This window comes from Streptomyces sp. NBC_00442, assembly GCF_036014195.1.
GTDB lineage: Bacteria > Actinomycetota > Actinomycetes > Streptomycetales > Streptomycetaceae > Streptomyces.
In genome coordinates, this window is sequence record NZ_CP107918.1 from 41,241 (window position 1) to 65,621 (window position 24,381).

The 24,381-nt window shown below is 68.6% G+C and carries 20 protein-coding genes and 1 pseudogene; 11 read left to right on the plus strand and 10 right to left on the minus strand.

Annotated features, from left to right (window positions below; all coding sequences use genetic code 11):
• Nucleotides 1–74: 74 nt before the first annotated feature.
• From OG432_RS00220 to OG432_RS00230, 3 genes are all read right to left on the minus strand, one after another.
• Nucleotides 75–500, minus strand: a complete 426-nt coding sequence (locus OG432_RS00220; RefSeq protein WP_328306431.1) for an HIT family protein — start codon at nucleotides 498–500, stop codon at nucleotides 75–77.
• Between the two features lie 222 nt (nucleotides 501–722).
• Nucleotides 723–1,469 carry a sterol carrier protein domain-containing protein gene (locus tag OG432_RS00225; protein WP_328314946.1) on the minus strand — a complete coding sequence of 249 codons (747 nt, stop codon included), beginning with the start codon at nucleotides 1,467–1,469 and terminating at the stop codon, nucleotides 723–725.
• Nucleotides 1,409–2,092 carry a GNAT family N-acetyltransferase gene (locus tag OG432_RS00230; protein WP_328306433.1) on the minus strand — a complete coding sequence of 228 codons (684 nt, stop codon included), beginning with the start codon at nucleotides 2,090–2,092 and terminating at the stop codon, nucleotides 1,409–1,411. The genes OG432_RS00225 and OG432_RS00230 overlap by 61 nt, the downstream gene beginning before the upstream one ends.
• A gap of 202 nt (nucleotides 2,093–2,294) precedes the next feature.
• Here OG432_RS00230 and OG432_RS00235 point away from each other — a divergent pair, with 202 nt between their 5' ends.
• Nucleotides 2,295–3,797, plus strand: a complete 1,503-nt coding sequence (locus tag OG432_RS00235) for a metallophosphoesterase family protein (RefSeq protein WP_328306435.1) — start codon at nucleotides 2,295–2,297, stop codon at nucleotides 3,795–3,797.
• Between the two features lie 754 nt (nucleotides 3,798–4,551).
• Here the strand turns inward: OG432_RS00235 and OG432_RS00240 are convergent.
• The 3 genes and pseudogenes from OG432_RS00240 to OG432_RS00250 form a co-directional block, all read right to left on the minus strand.
• A pseudogene (locus tag OG432_RS00240) lies at nucleotides 4,552–5,312 on the minus strand (MFS transporter); the annotation flags it as partial.
• Nucleotides 5,313–5,641: 329 nt separating this feature from the next.
• The gene (locus OG432_RS00245) at nucleotides 5,642–7,204 is read right to left on the minus strand and encodes a trypsin-like serine peptidase (RefSeq protein WP_328306437.1); all 1,563 of its coding nucleotides are present in this window, start codon (nucleotides 7,202–7,204) and stop codon (nucleotides 5,642–5,644) included.
• Nucleotides 7,205–7,710: 506 nt separating this feature from the next.
• Complete coding sequence (locus tag OG432_RS00250) at nucleotides 7,711–8,244, minus strand: hypothetical protein (protein WP_328306439.1); 534 nt, start codon at nucleotides 8,242–8,244, stop codon at nucleotides 7,711–7,713.
• A gap of 1,208 nt (nucleotides 8,245–9,452) precedes the next feature.
• On the opposite strand from OG432_RS00250, the gene OG432_RS00255 reads away from it, so the two are divergent.
• Complete coding sequence (locus OG432_RS00255; RefSeq protein ID WP_328306441.1) at nucleotides 9,453–10,049, plus strand: TetR/AcrR family transcriptional regulator; 597 nt, start codon at nucleotides 9,453–9,455, stop codon at nucleotides 10,047–10,049.
• An 89-nt stretch (nucleotides 10,050–10,138) separates the two neighbouring features.
• Here the strand turns inward: OG432_RS00255 and OG432_RS00260 are convergent, their stop codons facing one another.
• Both OG432_RS00260 and OG432_RS00265 read right to left on the minus strand, forming a co-directional pair.
• Nucleotides 10,139–10,774: an FMN-dependent NADH-azoreductase gene (locus OG432_RS00260; RefSeq protein ID WP_328306443.1), complete on the minus strand. Its 636-nt coding sequence runs from the start codon at nucleotides 10,772–10,774 to the stop codon at nucleotides 10,139–10,141.
• Between the two features lie 619 nt (nucleotides 10,775–11,393).
• Nucleotides 11,394–11,783, minus strand: coding sequence for a hypothetical protein (locus OG432_RS00265; RefSeq protein WP_328306445.1), 390 nt, complete (start codon nucleotides 11,781–11,783; stop codon nucleotides 11,394–11,396).
• 946 nt (nucleotides 11,784–12,729) lie between these two features.
• Between OG432_RS00265 and OG432_RS00270 the strand changes: the two genes are divergently transcribed.
• The 4 genes from OG432_RS00270 (at nucleotide 12,730) to OG432_RS00285 (ending at nucleotide 15,439) form a co-directional block, all read left to right on the plus strand.
• Nucleotides 12,730–13,119, plus strand: a complete 390-nt coding sequence (locus OG432_RS00270) for a hypothetical protein (protein ID WP_328306447.1) — start codon at nucleotides 12,730–12,732, stop codon at nucleotides 13,117–13,119.
• Between the two features lie 303 nt (nucleotides 13,120–13,422).
• On the plus strand, nucleotides 13,423–13,791 hold the full coding sequence (locus tag OG432_RS00275; RefSeq protein ID WP_328306449.1) for a hypothetical protein: 369 nt from the start codon (nucleotides 13,423–13,425) through the stop codon (nucleotides 13,789–13,791).
• Nucleotides 13,792–14,260: 469 nt separating this feature from the next.
• Complete coding sequence (locus OG432_RS00280) at nucleotides 14,261–14,986, plus strand: alpha/beta fold hydrolase (RefSeq protein ID WP_328306450.1); 726 nt, start codon at nucleotides 14,261–14,263, stop codon at nucleotides 14,984–14,986.
• A 216-nt stretch (nucleotides 14,987–15,202) separates the two neighbouring features.
• The gene (locus OG432_RS00285; RefSeq protein WP_328306452.1) at nucleotides 15,203–15,439 is read left to right on the plus strand and encodes a helix-turn-helix domain-containing protein; all 237 of its coding nucleotides are present in this window, start codon (nucleotides 15,203–15,205) and stop codon (nucleotides 15,437–15,439) included.
• Between the two features lie 395 nt (nucleotides 15,440–15,834).
• Here the strand turns inward: OG432_RS00285 and OG432_RS00290 are convergent, their stop codons facing one another.
• Nucleotides 15,835–16,272 (minus strand): hypothetical protein, encoded by a 438-nt coding sequence (locus OG432_RS00290; protein ID WP_328306454.1) that lies wholly within the window; start codon nucleotides 16,270–16,272, stop codon nucleotides 15,835–15,837.
• A gap of 638 nt (nucleotides 16,273–16,910) precedes the next feature.
• Between OG432_RS00290 and OG432_RS00295 the strand changes: the two genes are divergently transcribed.
• From OG432_RS00295 to OG432_RS00315, 5 genes are all read left to right on the plus strand, one after another.
• A complete protein-coding gene (locus OG432_RS00295) occupies nucleotides 16,911–17,327 on the plus strand; it encodes a hypothetical protein (RefSeq protein WP_328306456.1) in 417 nt (138 codons plus the stop codon).
• Between the two features lie 146 nt (nucleotides 17,328–17,473).
• Nucleotides 17,474–17,743 (plus strand): helix-turn-helix domain-containing protein, encoded by a 270-nt coding sequence (locus OG432_RS00300; RefSeq protein WP_328306458.1) that lies wholly within the window; start codon nucleotides 17,474–17,476, stop codon nucleotides 17,741–17,743.
• A 946-nt stretch (nucleotides 17,744–18,689) separates the two neighbouring features.
• On the plus strand, nucleotides 18,690–19,085 hold the full coding sequence (locus OG432_RS00305) for a hypothetical protein (RefSeq protein WP_328306460.1): 396 nt from the start codon (nucleotides 18,690–18,692) through the stop codon (nucleotides 19,083–19,085).
• Nucleotides 19,086–19,540: 455 nt separating this feature from the next.
• Nucleotides 19,541–21,127 (plus strand): FMN-binding glutamate synthase family protein, encoded by a 1,587-nt coding sequence (locus tag OG432_RS00310; protein WP_328306462.1) that lies wholly within the window; start codon nucleotides 19,541–19,543, stop codon nucleotides 21,125–21,127.
• A gap of 167 nt (nucleotides 21,128–21,294) precedes the next feature.
• A complete protein-coding gene (locus tag OG432_RS00315; protein WP_328306464.1) occupies nucleotides 21,295–23,022 on the plus strand; it encodes a thiamine pyrophosphate-dependent enzyme in 1,728 nt (575 codons plus the stop codon).
• A gap of 277 nt (nucleotides 23,023–23,299) precedes the next feature.
• Here the strand turns inward: OG432_RS00315 and OG432_RS00320 are convergent, their stop codons facing one another.
• Nucleotides 23,300–24,343, minus strand: a complete 1,044-nt coding sequence (locus OG432_RS00320; RefSeq protein ID WP_328306466.1) for an LGFP repeat-containing protein — start codon at nucleotides 24,341–24,343, stop codon at nucleotides 23,300–23,302.
• Nucleotides 24,344–24,381: the final 38 nt, after the last annotated feature.

Here is a 24,381-nt window from a genome sequence, read left to right on the forward strand (position 1 = left end):
TCGACCGCCGCACCCCGCAGACCACCGAGTGAAACGTGCGCTGCCTGGCTTTGTTCGCGAGTTTGGGCTCTGGCTCAGCTTCTGCGGTGCCGGCCGGAAGCCAGGGCGTCGGCAAGCCGTGCCCCCGGATCCCCGGTGACGCGGTGTGTGGAGTGTCCGGTGGGCCAGGTCGAGATTCCGTCGTCCACCCATCGTGGAACGACATGAAAGTGCAGGTGGGGCACCGACTGCTCCGATCCCGGGCCGCTGGCGCTGAGGATGTTCACGCCCGATGCGTTCAGGGCGGTCCGCGCAGCCTCGGCCACGCGCTGAACCAGTGCCATCGTCATGGCGAGGACCTCGGGCGGGGTCTCGAACACGTCCGCGTAATGCAGTGTCGGAACCACCAGAGTGTGACCCGGCGCCAGCGGGTTCAGTGGAGCAAATGCACAGGCCACCGGACCACGATCCACCCAACTCGCGGTGCCTTCACGGATGAGCCCGCAGAAAATGCAATCCATGCGACCGACCCTGCCAGACGGGGGATGGCACTCGCCAACCGCTCGGGGTCTGGCGGGGACTGCTGGGACGGCCCACGACTGCACAGAAGTTGTGCCAGAACCCGAGTTTGAACAGCACTTGTTCATCGCTTTGGGCGGCACCCGTACCAGCCGGTGTTCGATGTCCATGAGAAACGACAGCACCGCAGTGACCATATGGAGCAGCGGCTTCCGCAGGGCTGCTTAATAGAGCGGGAAGGCCCAGCCGCCGGGATACCAGGGTTCGCGTTCGCCGCGGAAGGCCGCCGAACCTCGGGAAAGGGCACCACCCCGCACTTCCTTGACGAGGCCAGCGGCCGCGAGGGCCGTCAGCGAAGTGCCGCCGAGGAAGGCCGCGCCGAGTTCCGCCGCCGTCAGCCGCAGGTCGGCCGGAGCGGTCGTGGGCTCGCAGACGGCTTTGCCTGCTTCCGCCTGCAGCCGGTGGCGACCGCTATTCCACGGGCAGAAGTCGTCCCGCACATCCAGCACGAGGTCCAGCGGAAGGATGTAACTCCGGCCGCCCAGAGCCCTGTCCACGTCGGCCAGCCGCAGCCACAGGCGGTCCACCGGCGCGGCCTTGACCGCCCGGGGTTCGATGAGCAGGTGAGGCAAGGGCTCGTCCACAGAGCCCTCGTAGTCGATCCGGCTCGCCAGGTCGATGCCGGCGAGGAAGCGCCACAGCGCCGCATACGCCTGGCGCGAGCACGCTGCCAGTTCCACCACATCCACCACTCCAGCACTGCCGCCGGACCCGTCCGGGGAGGAGCCGTGCCGGTACAACGCGTAGCCGGTGGCACGTCCGTCGCGCTCCTGGTGCACGGCGAACCGCAGCGACGTCGCATCGCCGCGCCGATTCGGATGGTCCGCGAATCGGCCGGCGTGAGCCAGTCCTACCGGTTGGAGGGAACCGCCGGCCCCCGGGCGATCAGGACGTCGGCTTCGTGGCGCCAGCCGAGGGAGGAGTAGAGGCGCTGGCCTTCCTCACTGGCGATGAGAAGACCGGTACGGGCGCCCTGGGCCGCGGCGGCCTCCGCCAGAGCGCTCATCACGGCGCGGCCCATGCCGCGTCGTCGGTGCGCCGCGTCCGTCTCGATGCGATCGGCGATCGCATCAGCGCCGACCACGGCGATGGTGCCGCGCGCCGCCACATCTCCGGAGGAGTCATGGAGGGAGACGACCGTGACTGGTCCCTCCGTGCGGACCTCGCGCTCATACGACGCGGCGGGCGCGTGCTGCGAGTGCTCTGTCAGATCGGTCGTCATGAACCACTCGGACCGGTGGAGCAACTCCAGTCCGGCGGCGCCGACGACGGCTTCGACGGTGCCTGGGCGCAGCGTAGGCACCGTGAGCCAGGTGGTCTGCCGCGCGGCGCCGACGGATGCAGCCAGCCGTGCCAAGGACTCGGGTTCCTCGTCCGCACGGAGCGCGAACACCTCGACCTCTCGGCCGGGTTGGTCGCACGTGGACCGCAGGCCGTCCCCGGCGGACTCGAACGGCTCGGCCTTGGGCAAGGAGCGAGCCGCGGTCCAGCCGCTCAGCCAACGTCGTATCAGCTCTGATTCGATCTTCGCCATCCGGCGATTAGAGCATGCCCGCAATCGGTGGACGGGCGAATGATCAGCCCCCGTCGCCCCCGCCGCCAGGCGACGCAGCCCTCCATTTTGCCGGGTCGGTCCAAGCACAGCTCCGCGCTCGGCCGGCCTCGGCCGTCCGAGTCCCGCCGCGGCCCCCGACCCTGCTCCGGGCGCGCGGAAAACCGGTTGTTACCGTGCACCCGTGCCTGACTCCTCACGCGACACACCAGAAGGCGCCGGCTGGGGCAAGTCCCAACTCGGCACGTACAAAAGGCTGATGCCCGCCCAGGTGGAGAAACTCTCGTGGCTGGACCCGAGAACGCTGTGGCCCGCCCGCAACGGCGTCCTCGCCTCCTGGTTCGGCGACCCGACGGGCCGGACCCGCAGTCGCTGGGTGGAGCAGGCCGTGGCCGCGGGCGCGCCCACCGACGCGATTGTCCGCCGCACCGACGCCGACCACTTCTCCTTCATGGTCATCGGTGACACCGGCGAAGGAGACGATCCCCAATACGCTGTGGTGCCAGGCTTCCTGAAGGTCAGTCAGGGAACGGACTTCGCCGTGCTCGCCAGTGACGTGATCTACCCGGTGGGCAGCACCGACGACTACGGCACGAAGTTCTTCCGCCCCTACCGCGACTACCCGGCGCCCATCTACGCGATACCGGGCAACCACGACTGGTACGAGGGCCTGCAAGGCTTCATGCGGGTCTTCTGTGAGGCACCACCGCTGGGGCCCGAGGCACGGCCCCGCCCCCTGACACGGGCCTGGTTCCGCTCGCTGCTCTGGCACTCTCCAGGCAGGGCCGACGAGCAACGCCTCGTCGCGGCACGGGCGTTGCGCGCGGAACCGTCCCAACAAGCCGTCCAGCCGGGCCCGTACTGGGCCATCGACGCCGGGCCGATACGGATCATCGGCATCGACACGGGCCTGCTGGGCACCATCGACGCCGAACAAGGGCGCTGGCTCCGCGAGGTGTCGCGCGGCGACCGGCCCAAGATTCTCGTTACCGGGTCCCCGCTGTACGTGGACGGCGAGCACCACCCGTGTGCCATCGAAGGCGGCGGTACCGTGGACGCCATCGTGCGTGACCCGGAGCACCACTACGTCGCGGCGATCGGCGGCGACATCCACAACTATCAGCGGTATCCGGTACGGGTGGGCGGCGGACGCACGATCCAGTACGTCGTCGCCGGTGGCGGCGGGGCGTTCATGCACGCCACGCACACGATCCCACGGGTCTCCGTCGCCGACGTCACGGAGGACGAGTACCGCTGCTATCCGCTGCGCGGCGACTCGCTGGCCTTCTACAGCAGGCTGTACGGGCGCCGGCTGCGGATGACCCGCTTCTTCACGCTGACCGAGGCCGAGGCCACAGCGGTGATCGCCGAACGGCTCGGCGTTCCGCCGATCCGCGCGCACGGCGAGCCCGTTCGTGTCACCCGGCGTATGCGCCTGGTCGCCAGTCTCCTTGGCGCCGGCCGCCGCCCCGACCGCAGCGCCCTTCTCCGGCTGCCGGTGCGCAAGACCTACACACAGGTCTTCTCGCCGGGTTCGGCGACGTACAGCCCGCCGTTCTTCAAGTGCTTCCTGCGGCTGGACGTCACGCCTGCCTCGATCCGTCTGCGCTGCCACTCGGCTACCGGCACCCTCGACCACGAGATCGACCCGCCGGTCGAGGACGAGGTGACCATCCCGCTGCCCTGACGCCCTGCATGGCGTGCGCGTCCGGTCACCGCGGAAGGAGTCCTGCCCGCTCCCCGACCTCCGGATCCACCCGGACGGCCTCACCTACCGCTGGAGGTCCGCGCACCGGCCGACGGCACCGCCTACCTCTTCGGCCACGCCGCCCGACCGCGACCTGCCCGCCCCGCCCCGCCCCGCCAGCACGCTCGCTGCTGCTGCTGCACAGGGTTCCTGCCGCACTCGTCACCCGCCCCCGTCTCCCTGTCCGCCGCCGGCAGGAGAGGAGCCGTCGCCGGAGTGTCCCGTGCAGGCGAGGGGCTGGGCGAGCCGGTGCTGCCGCCTTGCGGATCGGTGACCCGGTCGGCCGACGCCGGCCGACCTACCGGGGCCCGGCCCGCCTCCGTGCGGCGCGGTGCACGCCCGTGGGCGCGACCGGCCGACCGCCGGCGTGCCGTGGTCGTGATCTCGTCCACGGCCGCCCGCCTCGACTCCCGCTCAGTCCGGCGGGCCATGGGCACCGGCACGGCCCGCCGGGAGGGATAGAAGAAGCCTCTTCCCGGTCCACAGGAAGACACCGCATGCAGTTAAGCCGTCAAGCCGTAGGTTGGTAGGCCGTAGGTTGGCAGACCGTCTCTTTCTGATCTTGCCGAGGGTCCGGCCTCGGGCCCCGGACGGCGCGCAGAGGCCGGCGAGGGGAAAGCCGGGCGGGTGGGTCGCCAGAGGCCGAAGAAGCGTGTCCACCAGGTGGGCCGTACCGCGAAGTGCTCCAGCGCGCTCAGAAGCGCCCGGACGAGGGGGTCTTGCCCAGCGCCGTCACCGCGAGGGCCGCGACGGCGAGCCCGCCGCCCAGCCACATCACCGCGGTGACCCCGGCGCCGTCCGCGACCAGCCCTCCGGCCAGTGCGCCCATGGCGATCGTTCCGTTGGAACGCCGACGAACAGAGAGGATGCGGCCGGCTGCGGCCCCCTGGTCTCGGGACCCGCAGCCAGCAGCCAGGTCCGGGTGCTGACCGACACTCCGCCGTAGGACCCCAGACGGCGAGCAGTACACCGCCGGTCAGGACAGAGCCGCCGAGCACCGGTACCAGCGCGACCGTGGCCGCCAACACCGCGCTGATCACCAGCAGGGTGGAGCGCGGTGACCGCCCCAGCCGCGAAGCTGCCCGCCGCACCGGCGACTCCGCACACCAGCAGCAGCGTGCCGATCATCCCGGCGCTCGCCCCCGAGCCCCCCTCTAGTACGGGGCGCACGAATGTGCAGGCGGCGAATTGCCCGGTGACCAGCAGCGCCACCACGGCCAGTCCAGTCCGTACCCGCGCCTCGCCGAACAGCCTCATCACACCGCTGAGCCGCACGTCCTGCTCGGCGGCCAGCCTTGGCAGCAGAGCCGCCAAGGCGACCAGAACAACCAGTGCCAGCGCGCCCACCGGCACCAAGGCCGTCCGCCAGTCGGCCAGTTCGCCGATGTACGTACCCGCCGGGACACCTGGCACCGACCCCACCGCGATGCCGCTGAAGATCAACGAGGACAGAGGCTCGGGTCCTCGGCGGGCCGGGCGGCTGAGTGTGGAGGCGCTGCGCCGGGCGGTCTACGAGCACCCGGCGCTCGCGGCGATCGTCAACGGACTCCGCGGCGACGACAGGCTCACTCGCACGCATCGACACCCGCACCCCCACAACGATGTAACGCCGGTCTTCAAGACAAGTCCCGAAGATTGGCGTTACTCACCGCAGCGGTCGGTCACATGTGCCAACAGTGTCTCCACAGGCCACGGGGCACCGTGCGTCAGTCCGAGACCACCATCACCTCAGGCGAAGAGCGGTGTTGAGCCCCATGAGCCGCATCCGAACTACGTCGGCCGATCTACTTCGGCTGGACGAGCGTGTGTTCGTCGCCGAAGCTCGATCCGGTGCGGGTGTATAGGGTGGTTTCGCCGTCGGACCAGCGGATGAGGAGGTCGTCGGGCCAGTTGTTGGAGTCGTAGGCGCCTGCGGTCATGATGGTGTCGTGGGTCCAGATGCTCTGGGGTGCGGCCATCTCGATCTCTTTGCCGAGGCCGCTGGGGCTGGTGTCCTGGTATTGAACGACGCGGCCGTCGGCCCAGCGGATGAGGGTGTCCCAGTTGACGCCGCCGGTGAAGTCGCCCGCAGTGACGAGGGTGGCACTGCGCCAGGCGTCGTCGGGCTTGCGCAGCTGGTGTTCGGTGCCGAAGCCCTTGTCGCCGACGGCGGTGTAGTCGGTGACCTCCCCGTCGCTCCAGCGCACCAGCAGGTCGGTGACGTTGTTCGCGGTGCCGAAGTTGCCGCCGGCGACCTGGTCGGCGTACTTCCAGACCGAGCCGGCGTCGGCGATCTTGATGCCGCCGCCGAGACCGTTGCTGCCGACGTCCGGAAGGATGCGCACTTCGCCACTGCTCCAGACGACCAGCAGGTCCGAGCCGCTGCCGCCGGAGAAGTCGCCGCCAGTCAGTGACTTGACGTCCTTCCAGGTGTCGTTGGGTGCGGTCAGCTGGCGCTCTCCCGTGAAGCCGCCGTTGCCGTCACCGGTGTAGAGGGTGACCTCGCCGTCGGTCCACACCACGATCAGGTCGCCCTTGCCGTCGCCGGTGTACTCGCCGGAGGCAAGGAGCCGGGCATGGGTCCAGGTTTCTCCGTTGCCCATGGAGTACGGAAGCGCGGGCTGCTGATAGGTACTGCCGTGGTCGATCTTGGGCACGTTTCTCTTGGCCTCGTCGTACAGCTTGAAGAACCAGTCGCCGTGCATGGGGCTGTAGGTGAGCCAGTCGACGTTGGCGTCGTTGCCCCCGCCGTTGTAGCCGCCGACGTTCCCGATGATTTCACCCGTTCCCGTGGACCAGTCGATCTTCGAGAACCAGGGGCCGCCGGAGGTTCCGCCGTACATGCCGCTGCATTTGGCCTGGATCTGGTAATAGCCGGGCAGGGCCTCGGTCCGGGTGGGGCAGCGCACGCCGTGGTCTTCGGGAGTGTTGTTCTTGGCGCTGGGGTAGCCGACCATCGTCACGTCGTTGTTGTAACCCGGAGTCCGTGCCAGCGTGTTCGCCCCGACCACATCCTGCACGTTCTTGCCGTCTGCGTTCGGCGTGACCCGGGCGAAGGCGAAGTCGAGGTCTGAGACCGGCTGCTTCGAGTTGTGGACATACCGGTTGTCGACGAACCAGTCGGAGCCGCCAATGCGGTAGAACCCGTAACTCTGCTTGTCCAGCGCGTACTCGGCCCGATACCAGGGTACGAAGACCGCTTTGCCGCCCTCGCAGTGGCCTGCCGTCAGGATCAGGTTCCTGCCTGGGCTCTCCACTACGCTGGCCGAGCACTTGTGGGCATGCATGTCGCCGGTGGTCGGATCCGCCTTGTAGACGAAGATCACTCCGACGGACTTGGCGCCGAGGATGTGCTCAGCCGTCGGCATGGCGGCCGACGCGAAGTTCCTGGGCCTGGTTTCCTTCGGCACGGCCAGGGCACTTGAGTCCGGGGTCGCCACGCGCGCCGGGTCGGTTGCCGAGGCCATTCGCTGCGGCGTCCAGAAGCGGAGAACATCTGCGTCAGACCACCCGTCGCTGTCGACAACGGGCTGCGGAGTGGGCTCAGTGCCGGGCGGTGCGGTCGACGGCGTGGCAGCGGCAGGTGACGGCGGGAGGCCGGTGTTAAAGGGTCTGGGGGGCGATCCAGCGGCTGGCGCTCCCGTCGGAGGACGGACCGTGGCCCTTGGGGTCGGGCTCTTCGTCTCGTCGGCGTGGGCGAGGGTGCCCATGCCGGTCGCGAGCAACCCTCCGCATACCGCGGAAATGACAAGATGACGTATTCGCATGGGTGACGTGCGCAAGAGAGTGCTCTCCGGTCAATGAATTGATGATGCGTCAGGCCATCCCGGCCCAAGGCAGGAAGAAGAATTCGGCGTAACCCGGGGAAACCGGGTCAGGGGGCCGGCGTCGGGTTCTTCGGCCTCCGCGAGCGATGGAAGGCGAAGCCGACTCCCGCCAGGACCAGAACTCCGGCGCCCGAGATCAGCCAGGGCCAGTAATGCTTTTCGGGGGACCCGGCCACCTTCAGCTCGGCAGTACTGGTGCTCTGCCCGTGGTGGCTGGTGACCGTAATCCGGTACGTGCCGACCGGCAGATCCGTGCGCAGAGCGGTGTGCCCGGCATACACCGTGCTCCCGTCGTCGCACCTGCAGCCGGGATCGTCCGGACTGTCCGTCTTGATGGTCAATGGCCCGGGGAACGCCGGCGATGTGACGGTGAGAGCGTTCTCGTTGCCAGCGGCGTGGACGTCCGCGAGGAGAACCACGACGGTGCTGCCCGGTCGCACGACCACCTTGGGCGTGGCATCGTCGACTCCCAGCGGAGTGCCGCCGTGACCGGCGACGAAGCGAGTGATCTCTGCCGGGGCAGGGGCGGTGACCGTCAGATTCGCGCTGGCCACCACACGCCCGTCGCTCGTGGCGGTCACGGGGTACGTCCTTGGCGGGATGTCCTCGCGAAGATCCCCGCCGGTTCCGTAGGGGTACCGCTTGGACTGCGAGGCCCCGGGCCGCTGAGGAGTCAGGCGGATCTGCTGTTTCAGCGCAGGAGAGGTAATCGTCACGGCCTGCCAGCCCGGGGTCATACCCGTGATGCTGACCGCAGCCCGACCCCCCACCTCGACCGTGCTGTCGTCGAACTCCAGCCGCGGCTCCGCCGACGGGCTCGCGGTCGCCGGGACGCCAGGCGCGGGGGCATCTGCTCCTGCGATCCCGCACGGCCCGCCGAGCACGGCCAGCAAGGACAGACCTGTGACAGCCAGGACTCGAACCGATCGATGAAACACGTGACGCCCCCTCAAGCCATTTCTCGTCACGGCACACAGGACGCCGACGCAGCCGCACAGCAGTCAGGTTGGCCGGCTACGGCTCAGTGCCCCTCAGCACAGGACCCAGCAGATTGTGAAGTATTGGAGATTGCTCGCCGCTCGACGACTCCTTTTTGACGGAGACTTCCTGAACCGCATCACAGCGGCGGTTACCCCTGTAGCGATCAGAGCAACAACCAACAGGACAGCAACCGTGGATCCCGCACCCAGCGTTCCGTACATGGAAACTCTCAGTGATCTTGCGATGTCCCCACGCGGGTGTCAAGGAACTATCGAACGCTTGAGCTTTTCTTGAGCAGCGTTGATCTCTTTTCGGAAAAAGAGTCGCGAACGCGCCAGACGGAAGGGCGTCATCCGCTTTCCTGTGGAGGGTCACCAGGGGTGGAGTCGAGGGAGTGAGTCCGTGCCCCATGCGGGAAAGAAGCGGTATCAGCGCGAGCGGAACCGAAAGTTTCGCCGATTCCCGGCCTTAAGAGCCTGGCTCAAATGGACAGTTCACGACCTGCCCACAAGAGGGTGAACTGTATTGGCCCCGGCTGCCGGACCCTTACATCGCTCAGGAACTGCGGCTCAAAGGCTGCCGCGAACGACGGTGCGCCGTGTGCGGCCCCGAACCGCCCTAGCCAGGCACATCCGGAAGCACCTGGCCTCCGCCGCACGAGCCCGCGCAACGCGGCGGCCTCGATGGCCGCAGCCTCGCGGCGATGCCGGGTACGGGCCTGCTCGAAGATGAAGGTATTCTCAACTTCGCTGTTTCCCGACGTGCCCGAAACATGATGGATTCCTCAACCCGGGGAGAGGTGACCACTGTGTCCGAGGCACCCCAGCGACCGCCGCTGCGCGCCGATGCCCGCCGCAACGTCGAGAAGCTGCGCAAGGCCGCCGCGGACGCCTTCTCCGAGCATGGGCTCGACACGCCGCTGGAGACGATCGCGAAGCTGGCAGGAGTGAGCGTCGGCACGATCTACAACCGCTTCGGCAACCGCGATGCGCTGCTGGACCAGGTCGTCAACGAACTCGCCGACCGGCAGGTGCGCGCGGCGATGGCCATCGCGGACGGCATGGTGGGCAGCGCGTGGGACAGGCTGCTGGCCTACGTCGAGGCCATCTGTCAGGCGCAGGCCGACGACCCGGCGTTCAACGACGCGTTCTCCCGCCGCTACCCCAATGCCCCCGCCCTCAAGGCGGTCTGCGACCGGTCCCTGACCTTCGCCACCGAGCTGGCCGTCGGCGCCCGCGCCGAAGGGGCCCTGCGCGAAGACGCCCGGATGGACGACATCGCCCGCTTCTTCCAGGTCAACGGTGACCTCGTGCGGGCCGGGGACGACGCCGGACGACGCCGCGTCCTCGCCCTGCTCTTCGAGGGCCTGCGCGCCCGCACCGGCAGCCGCCCGCTGCCCGACTGAGCCCGGCCGGGACGACGACCTGCCACGGGCGGGGAACGACGACGGTGTCGGCCCTGTCGAGGCGGGACCGACACCGTCGTCGCGCACGACTACGCGGCGCGAGCCGCCTTCTCCGCGGCCTCGAACGCGTCGGCCAGCGACCGCTCACCGAGTGGGACCAAGTGCTCCATGGCCGGGATGTGAGCGGCCAGCGTCAGGTCCACGACGACGAAGGTCGCCTCCATCTCGAAGATCACCGACAACACCGAATCCAGGTAGTTCAGCACGTGCTCGTGCGGCGCCCGGGGCGTGCCGGGGGCGTAGGAGCCGCCGCGGCTGGTCACCACCGTCACCGGTGTGCCCTTCACCTTCGACTCCGGCGAGCCGGCGGTGCGGCCCATCAGGATCACCTGGTCCAGCCAGGCCTTGAGGCTGGAGGGCACCGAGAAGTTGTACATCGGCGCGCCGATCACCACCGCGTCGGCCGCCTCCAGCTCGGCTATCAGGGTCAGTCGCTCGGCGAAGGCCCGAGCCTGCTCATCGGTGTGCTCCGCCGGGTCGAGCAACCCGGCGCTATGGGCGTGCGCGGTGATGTGCGGGACCGGCTCGACGGCAAGATCCCGGTAGACCACCTTGCCACCGGGGTGCTCTTCCAGCCACGTACGACGGAAGGCCTCGGTGACAGCCCGAGAGGTGGACGCCTGGCCCGCGAAGGCGGACGAGTCGATGTGCAGCAGTGTCGCCATGATGCAACTCCGAAATGGGGACGGGGCGTGCGACCCTCCCGCCACAGGCGGCGGACGGGTCGCAGCAGATAACTTGAATCTACCTTCAACTTTATGGGCAAGTTGAGGGCCAGTTCAAGTTTTCTTCGATGCGCGGGATCCGTAAGGAAGGGCTGCCCGATCAACAGGCGGCCCTGCACGGCACGTTGGTTCCCAGAAGCGACCCCCGAAGGGACGCCCGACAGCACCACCACCCCCACCCCCAGGACCGGCGTTGCGAGCAGGGAACTCGATGACCTCACGAGCCTGGACCTCGATCCGGCCGACACCACCACGCGTCAACGGCCGGCCGGCGCCTGCGAGATACGGCGGTTCCGCACGCAAGCACTCCGGCCCGAATGGCACCTCGATGTGATCAGCCCCGCCGCATCGGCCCTCACCTGGAACAGCTTCACCGCTCGCGCCCAGACCCCCCTCCCGCCGCCAGCAGCGGAACAGCCCGTACACGGTCTGCCAAGGCCCGTACGCCGAAGGGCGATCACGCCACGGAGCACGGTCCGGAACCGCCAGCGAATCCCATCGACCAACCAGCGTCGACTCCCCGACCCATGAGGCACACCCGTAGCAGGCAACACCGACGTCAACACCGGCCCCTGTTTCGTCCCAGAGATCCCCACGTCCCACACCGCGATCGTCGCGGGCGCAACACCTGTGGCGGGGCCGCCGTTTGAAGCACGACCCAACTGCCCAGCTCGACCGCGCGGTGCAGGTCGCGGGCATAGGCTTCCGGCTGTTTCCACGCCGCGAAGTGGCCCCCGACCGGCTGCTCCACGTACTCGCGCACGTTCAAGAACGCTTCCGCGTAGCTCCGTGGATCCGGGTTGATATCGTCCGAGAAGATCGACAGTACCGTCGGCGTGTCGCTCCGGTCCGGCAGGGTGACCGGTTCGGTGTATGTCGCGAACGAGGTGCCGATCGTGCCCGTGACCCAGTACGCCGTGATCCAGTACGCCGTGATCCAGGTCAGCAACTCGTCCAGGGTGAACGCCGGTGCGCCGGACCAGGACTCCAGCTTCTCACCGAGCCACGCCGCAGCCGGCCGGTGAGTCGCCGAGAGCCACGGCAAGGGTGTTCGGCCGCGTGGACGGCTCGGCGATGTAACCGCCCTCGCTCCGGAACCACTGCCAGCACCGCCTGGACCGCCTGGTCCGCCTGGTCCGCAGCGCGTGCCATCACCACCCGCTGGTACGACCACCGGCAACACCTCACCCACCGCTGGCAACCACGCCTCAGCCGACCGATCACTGACAGCGCCCACCTCGCCGCCACAAGCAGCTCCTCCCCCGCCCTCCTGGCACACGACCTGGTGATCCATCCCGAAACCGCTGGGCTCGCCCGCACACTCGCCACCCTGCCGAACCGGCCACACCACACCACACCACCGACGACGCTCCCAGCTTCATCGCCCACCGCCTCGGACTGCCCCGCCTCGCAGCAACGCGAACGACCCCCTCCGGGCCTTCCTCACTCACGCTCACGCACGCCACTGAGCAGCACAAGCCCCATTCGGCCCAGCACATTGACGCGGCCTCCCACGGGTGTGCCACCACACCCGAAAAGACCCCCGAAAAGGACCAAGATCATTCCCACACAACTTCAGAACTGCAGACCAGACACCCGAACAACGAGACCGACAGCACCCGCCAGCCCACGCCCGTCACACCAGAACGCAACCGCTTCAACCGTCCCGAATCCCACCCCAAAAGACAGAACACCAGACCGGAACAGCCCAATCCCCTCAAGATCAGTGCTCCGTCACAGTCCAGGAGCAACTCACCACCCAGCTCCACCGCCCGGTGTGCCAGCGCCCCCACCTGGACGGTGGTCGTTGCCGACCCGGCTCCCGCCTCGGATACCGTGTTCCTCTACGGGGTGCCATAACGGATGTGACGCCCCCCACCGGAGGTAGTCAGCGTATGAGCTCAAAGCGCAGCAAGAATCCAGCCCTGCCCGTACTTGACGACGCATTCCGACTCGAGTCGGTCAAGGACGCCGAAGAGTCCACCCGTGACTTGGCCGCGCGGCTGGCCACCACCGAGCTGCGCCGCGCTTCCCACCCGGGCCGGGTCACCTGGGAGCCCACCGATCAGGCCGAGCCCGTACCGGTCCCGCCGACTGTGGTCGATGGTGACGGGGACCTGTGGCTGCGGGACCGGGGCACTGGCACCTGGACCATGCCCGAGTTCAACCCGAAGGAATTCCCGGCCCGCTGTGGCGAGGTTCTGACGTGGAACCAGCTTGCCCGCGAGTTCGGCCCGCTGACCGCACTGGCCGACGACCGTCGCATCGGCGGCGGCCGGCGCTGACCGCGCGGCCTTCTGGGATGTGCACGCCCCTGAAGCGCCCATTAGTGCGACATCCCGTGAGTTCCTCTGAGCCCTGCTTAGCCCTTGTCACCGTGCCCAGGGTGTTGGGCCTCCTAGGACTGCTCTTTGATCTGGTGACGGAGCTTCAGGGTTCCCGACGGGCTCTCACTTCGCCCGATCGATCTGCGACCGGGATGAAGGCGAGACGTCGGCCGCAACCGGAGACTGTGGGGCTGCTGCGCCGGCCTCGTTGAGTCCCGCGGTAGCTGCTCGAACCGAGACACATAGCGAGAGGTCGACGCCATGCCCACCGCCCGGTTCTTCTTCGACGCGGGATCAGGCGCAGTCCTGTGGGCGGCCCCGGAGGACCGGGAGGTGTGGGGGTACCCGGTTGATCTGGACCGACTACCGATCAGTCTCCACCTTCGCGACGGCCTGAGCAGCCTCATAGCTCGCTACGACACGTCCTTGAACTGGGATTACCCCCCGGACCCGGGACCGTGGCGTGAAGCGGAGTGCCACGACTTCAACGAGGCGGTACGCCAAGCGGTCGGCCGCCTTCGCACCGAACTCGGCCCGACATGGCAGATTCAAGACGAGTTCACCGCACTCCACGAAGACCCGGACCTCGACCGCTACCTGGTCGACCCAGGCGGATTTGTTCGCACCTAACCCCGTCGGCGACGCGGTCGTGACGACTGCGTCGCCGACGGCGTACGCCACCGACTGGCCCCGGTCGTCGCCGACTTCGGCCCGCTCGGTGTCAAGCTGGTGCGCACCGCCGAGACCGGCCCTCCGAGTTGACAACGAACCCACGGGTTCATCCCCCGGAGTCAGGTCAATCCGCCCTCGGATTCATGCCGGAGAACCTTCAGTTTCCGTGAACTCGCGCGCCTCACGGCCCTGTTCTCGTATAGCTACGGCAGGTGGCATGTCGCGCTGAGTAACTGCCATAGCCCTCGCTTCCCCGCCACGACCACCTCGTTGAGCTAACGGCGTTGTCGGCTGTTGAAGATCTGGGCCGGAGCCGTGTGGCTCCGGAGCCGTGTGGCTGGGGACCCGAGGCGCTGACCGGGGATGGTGGTTCGGCCCCTGGTGAACGCCGATCCTCCGACAGGACCCGTCCCTATATCCTCCGGACGTGGATGATCAACGCTCGGTCGATGTTGGCGGGGTCCGGCTGGCCTATCAGATCTGGGGTCCGCCGGATGCTCCGCCGCTCCTCCTGTTGCACGCGCTGGGCGAGGATGCCGCCGACTGGGAGGCGGTTGTGCCAGCCCTCGCCAGGAGTCGACGGGTGTATGTCCTCGATCTTCGCGGTCACGGCCGAAGCGACTGGCCGGGGAACTACTCGCTCGAACTCATGCAGACCGATGTGCTCCGGTTTATGGACGCACTGGGGCTTGGCTCAGTGGATCTGATCGGGCACTCCATGGGCGGGATCGTGGCCTACCTGCTTGCGGAGGACCATCCGCAGCGGGTGAGCCGGCTCATTCTGGAGGACGTTCCAGTCCCGCGTCCCCGGGATCAGACCACCCCGACCAGGCCGGAGGGCGCCCTGACCTTCGACTGGGAGATGGTGCTGGCCATCAGGCGGCAGATCGATGTGCCTGACCCCAGATGGTTGGAGCGACTCAGCCACATCACCGCCAAGACCCTCGTGCTCGGCGGCGGCCCACACAGCCATGTTCCCCAGGACGGCGTCACCGAGCTGGCCCGCCGTATCCCCGGTGGCCGCGCGGTCACCGTCCCAGTTGGACACCTGATCCACCACGCAGCGCCGGAGGCGTTCACCGAGGCGGTTTCAGCGTTCCTGCAGGAGAACTGCCGTCCTGCCCCCAACCATGAGCGCGGTCACAGGCCGTAACGCGCGGACGGCCGCACGGGTTCTTCAAGTGTGACCAAGAAGTGGGCCCGCGCGGCCCTGTCCCACCCTGTCTTCACCGGCGTCTCACGTGCACATCTCGGTGGTTTGATCGAGGAGTTGGCCCGGCCGTGACAGGGCCGGCGGGAGTCGGCATTGCATCAAGGGCGGGGCGGGAAGTGTCACCGTGCCGGCGGGGCGCGTCCCAAGCACGAGTTGGTGTTGACCGACCGGGCGCTGCTCGCGCTGGTCCACCTGCGCACTCAGCTCCCGCACGCCGCGCTCGCCGAGCTGTACGGAGTCGGCCGCTCCACCGTCACCGAGGCCATCGGCGAGGTCCGCCCGCTGCTCGCCGACCTCTGCTCGCCGACCGCGGCTTCGCCATCCCCGAGCAGCCTGGACTGCGCCGGCGGACGTTGGCCGACGTGTTCGCCTACGCCCATACAGGAGGCATGACGAATGCACGATCAGACCGCGATGCGCACCGAGGGCATCGCCTAGCAGTTCCGGCTCCACCCGGACGTGAGAGCCGAGGTGGATGAGGGCCCTGGAGCCTGGTGGACGCCACGTGGCCCGGTGAAGTCTCCACCAGAGGGCTCGCTGATTTGATCAGTGGGAACTACGGCGCTGTGGTCACGACGGAGCTGGGAGCGTCCGTCACTGCGGCGCGCTGCTACCCCCTGCGAGGCGGAAGAGCGTCGACTCCTCGTCCTTGAGCAGAACTTCCTGCCGTGACCGGCACCGGCCCAAGCCCCCCGTCGCTGCCTGGGTCCCTGGAGCGGGCGTCGGGCCCCGCTGTCAGGGCCCGGGGTCTGGCACGTCACGGCTTGGGTGGCAGGCGCACCGTGTTGTCAGCCGCGCTTGGAGGAGATGTCCTCTTCGCAGTTGTTGCTGAACTTCCACCATCCGGACCGCTGGTGCGTCCAGGTGACGTGGTACTTGGGATCGTGCCGCACGCAGGTGTAAGCGCCCTGATAGCTGGTTCCCTTGGCGATGAAGAACGCGTCGATGTCGACTTGTTGCCGCCAGCCCCAGTCGGTGTGCGGCTTCACGTAAGCGACGTGCTTGCAGTAGTTGGAGCGGCTGGTCTGCTGGTAGTGGTTGTCGCCCTGGCCGTCGCCGTGCCAGTCGAGGCAGACCGCGATATGCGTATTCGTGCCGTTGTAGATGGTTCCGCAGACCCCAAACCGGCATCCGCCTGCGCTCGCCGGCGCCGACGCCGCGAACAGGCCGCCGGCGGTCAGTACAGATGCGGTTGTGACAGCTAAGACTGTCCTGCGCAGTGACATCCATGACTCCCAGTGCGCCGGTCCCCCGGGGCGGCGCCTCCCCCCGTTACCGGCGGTGCCGGCGATATCCCTTGTACCCCTGGAACCCGGTGAACACTCGTCAGGAAGCGCAGAAGCGGCCGCGGCACCCTGGAAGCGCATGACGCTGTACCGGGCCACGGACGCGGCGCACACCACGGACACGGCGGCCCCGCTGCTCGCCGCATAGTGCGGATACACCAGCACCGGCATGGCTCACTAAACGCTGCAGAGATACCTCCAGGTCGGGCAGCAGGACATTCGCGCTCACAGTTCGCTGGAAGGCCGGCCTCCTCCAGCGCGGCGACCGCGTTGTCGACCTTCGCCTTGGTGGTGTCCGCGAACACGAACGCGACGGGCGCCAAGCCCTCCCGTCCAGTCGGAGGGTGGAGCCTGCGCCACAGCCGCTTGTCGTGGTCGACGTGCTCGATCGCGTCCGGCCGCGAGCGGACCAGGTCCACGATGCGCTTGGCCGCGTCCTTCGGCGGCAGCCGACCCCACGCCCAGTACCGGCGCAGTTTGACCACCAGGTCGTGCGCGTCCTCGCTGCGGCAGTCGATCTCCAGCAGCAGTTCCCCCTCTCCGGAGCCACAGGAGTGCCCCCTGCCACAATGCCGGGCATGAACGCATCAGGAGCCAAGCCCCGCGCGTCAGTTCGCACAGCGCACGACGCTGCGTCGCAGCCGTTGCTGCCCGAGTGGACGCCGCCGGTGTGCGCGATTCTTTTCGGTGTCGCGGTGGCCCTGCAAGCTCCCGGTGCCGATCTCGGGCCAGGTCTGACCGACCCCATCATCGGGCTCGCTCTGGCCCTCGGCGCCTGGTGGATTTTGACGGCAGCCCGCGCGCGGAGCGGTGTGCGCAGGCGCCGCGAGCCCTCATGGTGGGTCACTGCCACAGCCGTGGTCTGCATCTCGGACCCCTCGACGTTCTTCCACAGCACGGCCGTTCTGCGCTGGCTCTACCTCGCCATGGGTATCGGGGTCACCGGGCTCGTCTGGTACCGGCTGCACAAGCCCACCAAAAGCGTCCACGACTGAACTACGCTCGCGGGCACCGCGAACATCACGGAACGTGACAGCCAAACTGGCCATACGTCCATACGTCCACATGTGGGGAATTCTCGCTGGCCGCTGTCAGCCGTAGTGACCGCGGTGGCCCTCACCAGGGCCGGTTCCGGGCGCATGTGGTGCTGCGCGCGGCGCGGGGCCGCTCCAACGCCCGGATCGCCCGGATCGCCCGGGAGATGGGCCTGCACCTGGACACGGTACGTCGGTGGCGAGTCCGGTTCTCCCAGGGCGGCCTGCCGGCCCTGGCCGACGCCGGACGCTCTGGGCGCCCCGTCCGGTTGACCCTGGTACAGGTCGCCGAAACCAAGGCCCTGGCCTGGCAGTTACCAGCCGAGACCGGCATCCCGCTGTCGCGCTGGTCATGCCCGAGCCGGCCGCCGAACTGACCGCACGCGGCGCTACCAGCCCTCTCTACGTCCACCGTGCGCCGCTGGCTCCACCAGGACTCGATCAAGCCCTGGCAGTACCAGTCATGGACCTTCATGCGCGACCCGGACTTCCGCGCCAAGGCCAAGCGGGTACTGGTGGCGGTGCGCCCGCACGTTCGAGGGTGTTCCACTGGGCGCGGAGGAGTACGTCGTCGGCTCAGACGAAAGGACCTCCATCCCAGGCCAGGTGCCGCGGCCACCCCACTCTGGCCGCCCCGAGCAGCCCCGCCATGCGGATGAACCACACCAATGGGCGCGGCGGCGCGCTGGCCTACCCGGCTGCCTACGACGTCCACCGGGCGAAGACCTTCGGCCGCACCGAGGCACGCACCGGCATCGAGCATTTCATGGACGAGCTCTCGGCCGGCAGGGGCATCCGCCGGCTGCGCAATCACGGTGACGGACGACAACGAATCAGGCGCTCGGCGGCATCGGCGCTGTCCAGGGTCGAAGCGATGGGGGTAGGGGCAGGCCTCCGGGTCAGAGTTCGCACCCTCGACCAATCCCAGGACCAACTCGTAGTACCAGGACCACCTCGCCCCGCTTGCGCTGCCCCGTTTTCGCCTCCCTACCGGGTCTGACGATGCGGCGGATCGCCGACCTCTACCCGGGCGAGGCCAGGACGGATGCGTGGGACGGATGCGCGGGACGGATGCGCGGGACGCGTTCAGCATCGCCAATGCGGCTCGGGCCACGCCTCCCGGGCTCTGACCAATGAGACTCGACCAAAGAGAGGGGCCTCCCCTTCTCTGCCCGCACGACCCGTCCGGTCGTCCTATCCGATCGTCCTTTTCCGAAGGCCCGTCAGGTGCCTTGCGCGCCAAGCTACTTGCCGCATGGCGAGCGGTCCGCCACAGTGTGAATGGAGGCGCAGCCAGCGCAAGCAGACCGAGGAGGTCTCGTCATGTACGCGCGCCAGGAGATGGTGGTCCGGTCGGAGAAAACCTCACGCCGACGATGGGCAACGGTCTCGGCCTCCCTCGCCGCAGCCAGTGCCTTGGGGCTGGTGACCGCAGCACCGGCGAGCGCCGAGGTCAAGTCCACTTGTGGCACTTACATCTGCGTGGCCACCGCCTACCAGGGGCGCGACTATGTCCAGGACATCACCGTCACGACCCGAGAGGGACTGCCGGGGACGTTGCGCGCCTTCGTGGGTGATTACCGGGGAAGCAAGGCCGGCGTGTCCCGGTGGCGGTTCATCGTCAACCGTGAGATCAGGGCGTATCCGAAGCTCGCCGTCTGCGGTGGTCTGGACCGTAGCGGCAGGGTCATCGAGAACCATTGCGTGCTGATCCCCTGACTGCCCCTCACTTTCGACCGGCCGCAATTGCGGAACTTGGATGCCTGGTGTCGTGGAAGCCGCATCCTCGCTCGCGTACGAGAAGGCACGACCCCGCGGAACTCCTGAGTTGGGGACGGCCTTCCAAACGAGCTGCCATGCTGCCTTCCGCTCGCCGCGCGGATCAGTTCCACCCGCGCCCAGGCCGGACGGCCGCTGCGCCATCGAGGTTCACCTGGTTCGAGCGCGGCCGAATCCGCCGGCACCCTCCGGGCAGGTGCGCGCCGGGGTCGGTCACGACCGGGTGGCCACGGAGTCGCACGGGCGCACGCCCTCACCCGTCGACTCCGTAGCAGGCGCTTCATCCGTCGCGACACGGGCCACCGGGTGGCGAGCCTGATGGCCGCACCGGCCCGGGAGGCCGCGAGTGCCGCACGGCGTACATGAATGTCGCGATCCCGGATAGGCGGTCATCCATGGTGCGTTTTGGGGCCGTGGCCCTGCTCATTGTGTGTGCCGCCACGGCGGCGACCGTGGCGTTCGTCGTCTCGCCCTGGTGGTGGTTCGCGGGCTTCCTGTTCGGCGTCCTCGCGCTGGTCGGATGTTACGACCTGCTGCAGCGGCGCCATTCGGTGTTGCGCAACTATCCGGTGCTCGGGCACGCCCGTTTCCTCCTGGAGGCGATCCGTCCCGAACTCCAGCAGTACTTCGTGGAGCGCAACTACGACGGCCGCCCCTACGACCGCGACACTCGCAGCATCGTCTACGAGCGGGCCAAGGGCGTGGACGCCGAGGAGCCCTTCGGCAGCGAGCGCGACATGTACAGCCGCGGCTACGAGTTCCTGGTGCCGTCGATGCATCCGGCCGATAAGCCCGAGCACGCGCCCCGCGTGCGGGTCGGCGGCCCGGACTGCACGCGCCCGTACGACATGGCGCTGCTCAATGTCTCCGCCATGAGCTTCGGCTCGCTCTCCGGCAATGCCGTCCTCGCCCTCAATACGGGCGCCGCACGTGGAGGCTTCGCCCACGACACCGGCGAGGGCGGGCTGTCCGATTACCATCTGCGTCCTGGTGGCGACATCATCTGGGAGATCGGCACCGGATACTTCGGCTGCCGCACGAAGGACGGCGACTTCGACCCGGACCAGTTCCGCGAGAAGGCCGCCCACCCGGCCGTCAAGTGCGTCTCCCTCAAGCTCTCCCAGGGCGCGAAACCCGGCATCGGCGGCGTACTGCCCGGTGACAAGGTCAACAGCGAGATAGCCCAGGTCCGCGGGGTTCCCGAGGGAAAGACGGTCATCTCACCGCCGTACCACCGCGTCTTCTCCACCCCACGCGAAATGGTCCGGTTCCTGGCCCGGATGCGGGAGCTCGCCGACGGGAAACCGGTCGGCTTCAAGCTCTGCCCCGGATCCCGCGTGCAGTTCCTCGCCGTGTGCAAGGCGATGCTCGCCGAGGACATCACCCCCGACTTCATCGTCGTCGACGGCGCCGAGGGCGGCACGGGCGCCGCCCCGCTGGAGTTCGCCGACCACTTGGGCATGCCGCTCACCGAAGGACTGATCACCGTCCACAACGCGCTGGTCGGCGCCGGACTGCGCGACCGCATACGGATCGGCGCAAGCGGCAAGGTCGCCACCGGCGCCGACATGGTCAAACGCCTCGCCATAGGCGCCGACTGGACGAACGCGGCCCGCGCCATGATGTTCGCCGTCGGCTGCATCCAGGCCCAGCGTTGCCACACCAACCGCTGCCCCACCGGCATCACCACCCAGGACCCGCGCCGGGCGCGCGCCCTCGACGTCGTCGACAAGTCGGAGCGGGTCCGCCGCTTTCAGGAGGCGACGGTCTCCAGCGCCCTGCAGATCATGGCCGCGATGGGCGCCTCCCACCCCAGCGATCTGGGACCGCACATGCTGCGCCGCCGCGCCACCGACGCCGATGACTTCCGCTCGTACGCGGAGCTCTACGAGTGGCTGAAGCCCGGCGAGCTGACCCTCGATGCGCCCGCAGGATGGGCCGCGGACTGGAAGGCGGCCGACCCGGACAGTTTCACCGGCTGACCACCTCGCCGCCCTGCCCTCCGTCCTTCTCGACGTTCCGTGACGGGACGCACCAGATGTGTGCACCCGCCGACGGCATCCCGTAAGACACTCGTAAGACACACGCAGGCCGGATACCGCAGGCCGGATCCCTTCAGGCCGGCGCCCCGCAGAAAGGTCATGTACTCATGTCTCGTACCGTCGCCCGCCTCTTCACCGACGCGCTGGAGGAACTCGGCGTGCGGCACGTCTTCGGCGTCGTCGGTGACGCGCTCAACCCCTTCACCGACGCCATCCGGACCTCCGAGACCCTCTCCTGGGTCAGCTGCCGCCACGAGGAGGCGGCCGCTTTCGCGGCCGGAGCGCAGTCCCAGCTCACCGACACCCTCGGCGTCTGCATGGGCACTGTCGGGCCCGGCTCCGTGCACCTGCTGAACGGTCTGTACGACGCGGCCAAGAGCGGCACACCCGTGCTCGCCATCGCCGGGCAGGTCCCCCTGTCCGAGGTCGGCACCGACTACTTCCAGGAGGTCGACAACGACCTCCTCTTCAAGGACGTCGCCGTCTTCCGCGCCACCGTCACCTCGCCCGAGCAGCTGCCCGCCCTCCTCGAGGTCGCCGTGCGCACTGCCATCGGCCGCCGGGGCGTCGCCGTCCTCACCGTGCCCGGCGACATCGGCGGCCAGGAACTGCCCGCCGACCGCCCGGTGCGGCTCTCCGTCGCCCGCTCCGAGAACCGGCCCGACGACCCCGACCTCGACGAGGCCGCACGCCTCATCAACGACGGCGGGAAGGTCACCCTGCTCGTCGGCCGCGGGGCCCGCTCCTCGCGCGACGACGTCCTCGCCCTCGCCGACCGGCTCGCCGCGCCCATGGTGCTCACCCTCAAGGCCAAGGAAGGCTTCGAGGGCGACAACCCCTTCCAGGTCGGCCAGACCGGCCTGATCGGCAATCCGGCCGCCGCCCACGCCATGGACCACGCCGACACCCTGGTCCTGCTCGGGACCGACTTCCCTTACCGCGAGTGGTATCCCGAGGGCAAGAAGGTCGTGCAGGTCGACCGCGTCGCCGAACACATCGGACGGCGCGTACCCGTCGACGTGGCGCTCGCCGCCGACGTCGGCCCCACCGTGCGCGGACTCCTGGATCGCGTCGCCGCCCGCGAGGACCGCAAGCACCTCGACTCGGCGCGGGAGAAGTTCACCCACTGGCAGGACGGACAGCGCCGCCTCGCCTCACCCGATCACGACAAGGGCCTGATCGGCAAGGTCCGCTCGGCCTTCGACAACCGCGACCACCTGGTACGCCCCGAGGCGCTCGCCGCCGCGGTGGATGCCGCGGCGGACGACGACGCCGTGTTCACCTCCGACACCGGCATGGCCACCGTCTGGCTCTCCCGTTTCGTAGAGATGCGCGGCAGCCGCCGCCTGATCGGCTCCTACAACCTCGGCTCCATGGCCAACGCCATGCCGCAGGCCATCGGCGCCCAGCTCCTGGACCGGAACCGGCAGACCGTCGCGTTCTGCGGCGACGGAGGCCTGTCGATGCTGCTCGGAGACCTCATGACGATCCGTACCGAGCGACTGCCCATCAAGCTCGTCGTCTTCGACAACCAGCGCCTGGGCATGGTGAAACTGGAACAGGAACAGGCGGGGCTCCCCGAGTTCGGCACCGTCCTGGACAACCCGGACTTCGCCGCGGTCGCGCAGGCACTGGGCCTCAAGGGCATCCGCGTGGAGCGCGCCGAGGACCTCGCCGATGCGATCGAGCGCGCCTTCGCCGAACCCGGACCTGTCGTCCTCGACGTGCTGACGAACCCGGACGAGATCGCCGTGCCCGCCAAGCCTACGGTCCAGCAGGGTTGGGGCTTCGCCATCGCCAAGATGCGTGAGAACGTGCGCAGCATCGGAAGCTGACTCCGGCCGGCCGGCCGGCGCGTCCGACAGCCTCCGGCCGGGGCGCGACCGCGATACGGCCGCTCGCCTGGCGGACGCGGGGCTGGCCTCGGTGTCGAGATGACGTTCTCGTGCCTCTCCTCCTCTCGGAGCGACTCGACGCCTCTCACGCTGCACCCGCTTGCCCCTGGCGGTCTTCGCCAGGGGCACCTCGGAGTTCACGCTCGCCGGCCCTGTCCTTTTCGAGTCCGTCCTTGTGTCCGGCCTGGGTGGCGATGTGGCGGGTCAGGCGAGGGGGTTACTCTCCCCAGTTGCATCCGGTCTGGAGTGCTTTGCCCGCGTCGTAGGGGACCATGTCGTAGTGCCAGGCTTCCAGGTCCCAGGTCGCGCCGCCGGCGTGGCCGCCGCTGCCGTTGGGGTAGGAGTACGACGCGTGGCAGTACAACTGCTCGTACGTCGAGTGCATCTCGCCCTGTGTGGCGTGCGGGAACATGAGCGTGTTGGACCAGACTTGCTTCCAGTTGTCGGCGGAGTCGCTGGAAGCGGTGTCCGAGCGCGACGTACTGGCGAACGCGGCGTCGGTCGGCGTGACATGCGTGGAGCGCTTGTTCTGGTCGGCCAGGTTCATGTAGACCTCGGTCTTCTTCACCCACTTCGAGTTGGTGATACCGCCATAGCCGATGCACGCGGTGTGGCAGCTCTCGAAGGCGTTGGGCTGGCCGCCGCTGTAAAGGATGTAGCGGCCGGACTGGAAGTCCTGCCGCACGCCCGTGTTGTTGTCCTCGTCGCCTCCGACGTAGTCCTCCTTGTATTCGTCGGACGTCGGGTAGCCGTAGTAGCCGCTCTCGTACCCGTTCTGTCCCCACCACCAGCCGGTGACCCCGTGGACGGCGTGGGCGCCGCTGTACTGGCTCCAGTACACGGTGCCGCCCTGGAACTGCTGGCGTAAGCCGTAACCGTCGGGGTTCGTGATCTCGTCGGTGAGGGGGTAGCCCAGATAGCCGCGTTCCCAGCCCAGGTCGGCCCAGTGCTGTCGGATCGCACCCCACGCCGCGTGGGCGCCGGTGTCGGGGGTCCAGTAGATCGAGCCATTGTCGAAGACCTGGAAGCGGCCAACGCCGTCGGGGGTGCCGAGTTCGTCGGTGGTGGGGCAGCCCAGCGAACGTTGGACGCCGGGGGTCTGGGTGTACTCGGTCCAGATGGCGCCGTCCACGGAGTGGGACCCGCAGAAGACCTCGGCGGACGCGGGAGTGGCGCCGACGATGAAGCCGGCCGTGATCGTGGCGAGGGCGAGGGCCGGGGCGACCAGGAGTGTTCCGATACGTCTGAGGGAGGAATGCATGCCTGCTTACTGCCCCAGCCCCGAGTACACCAAGCCAC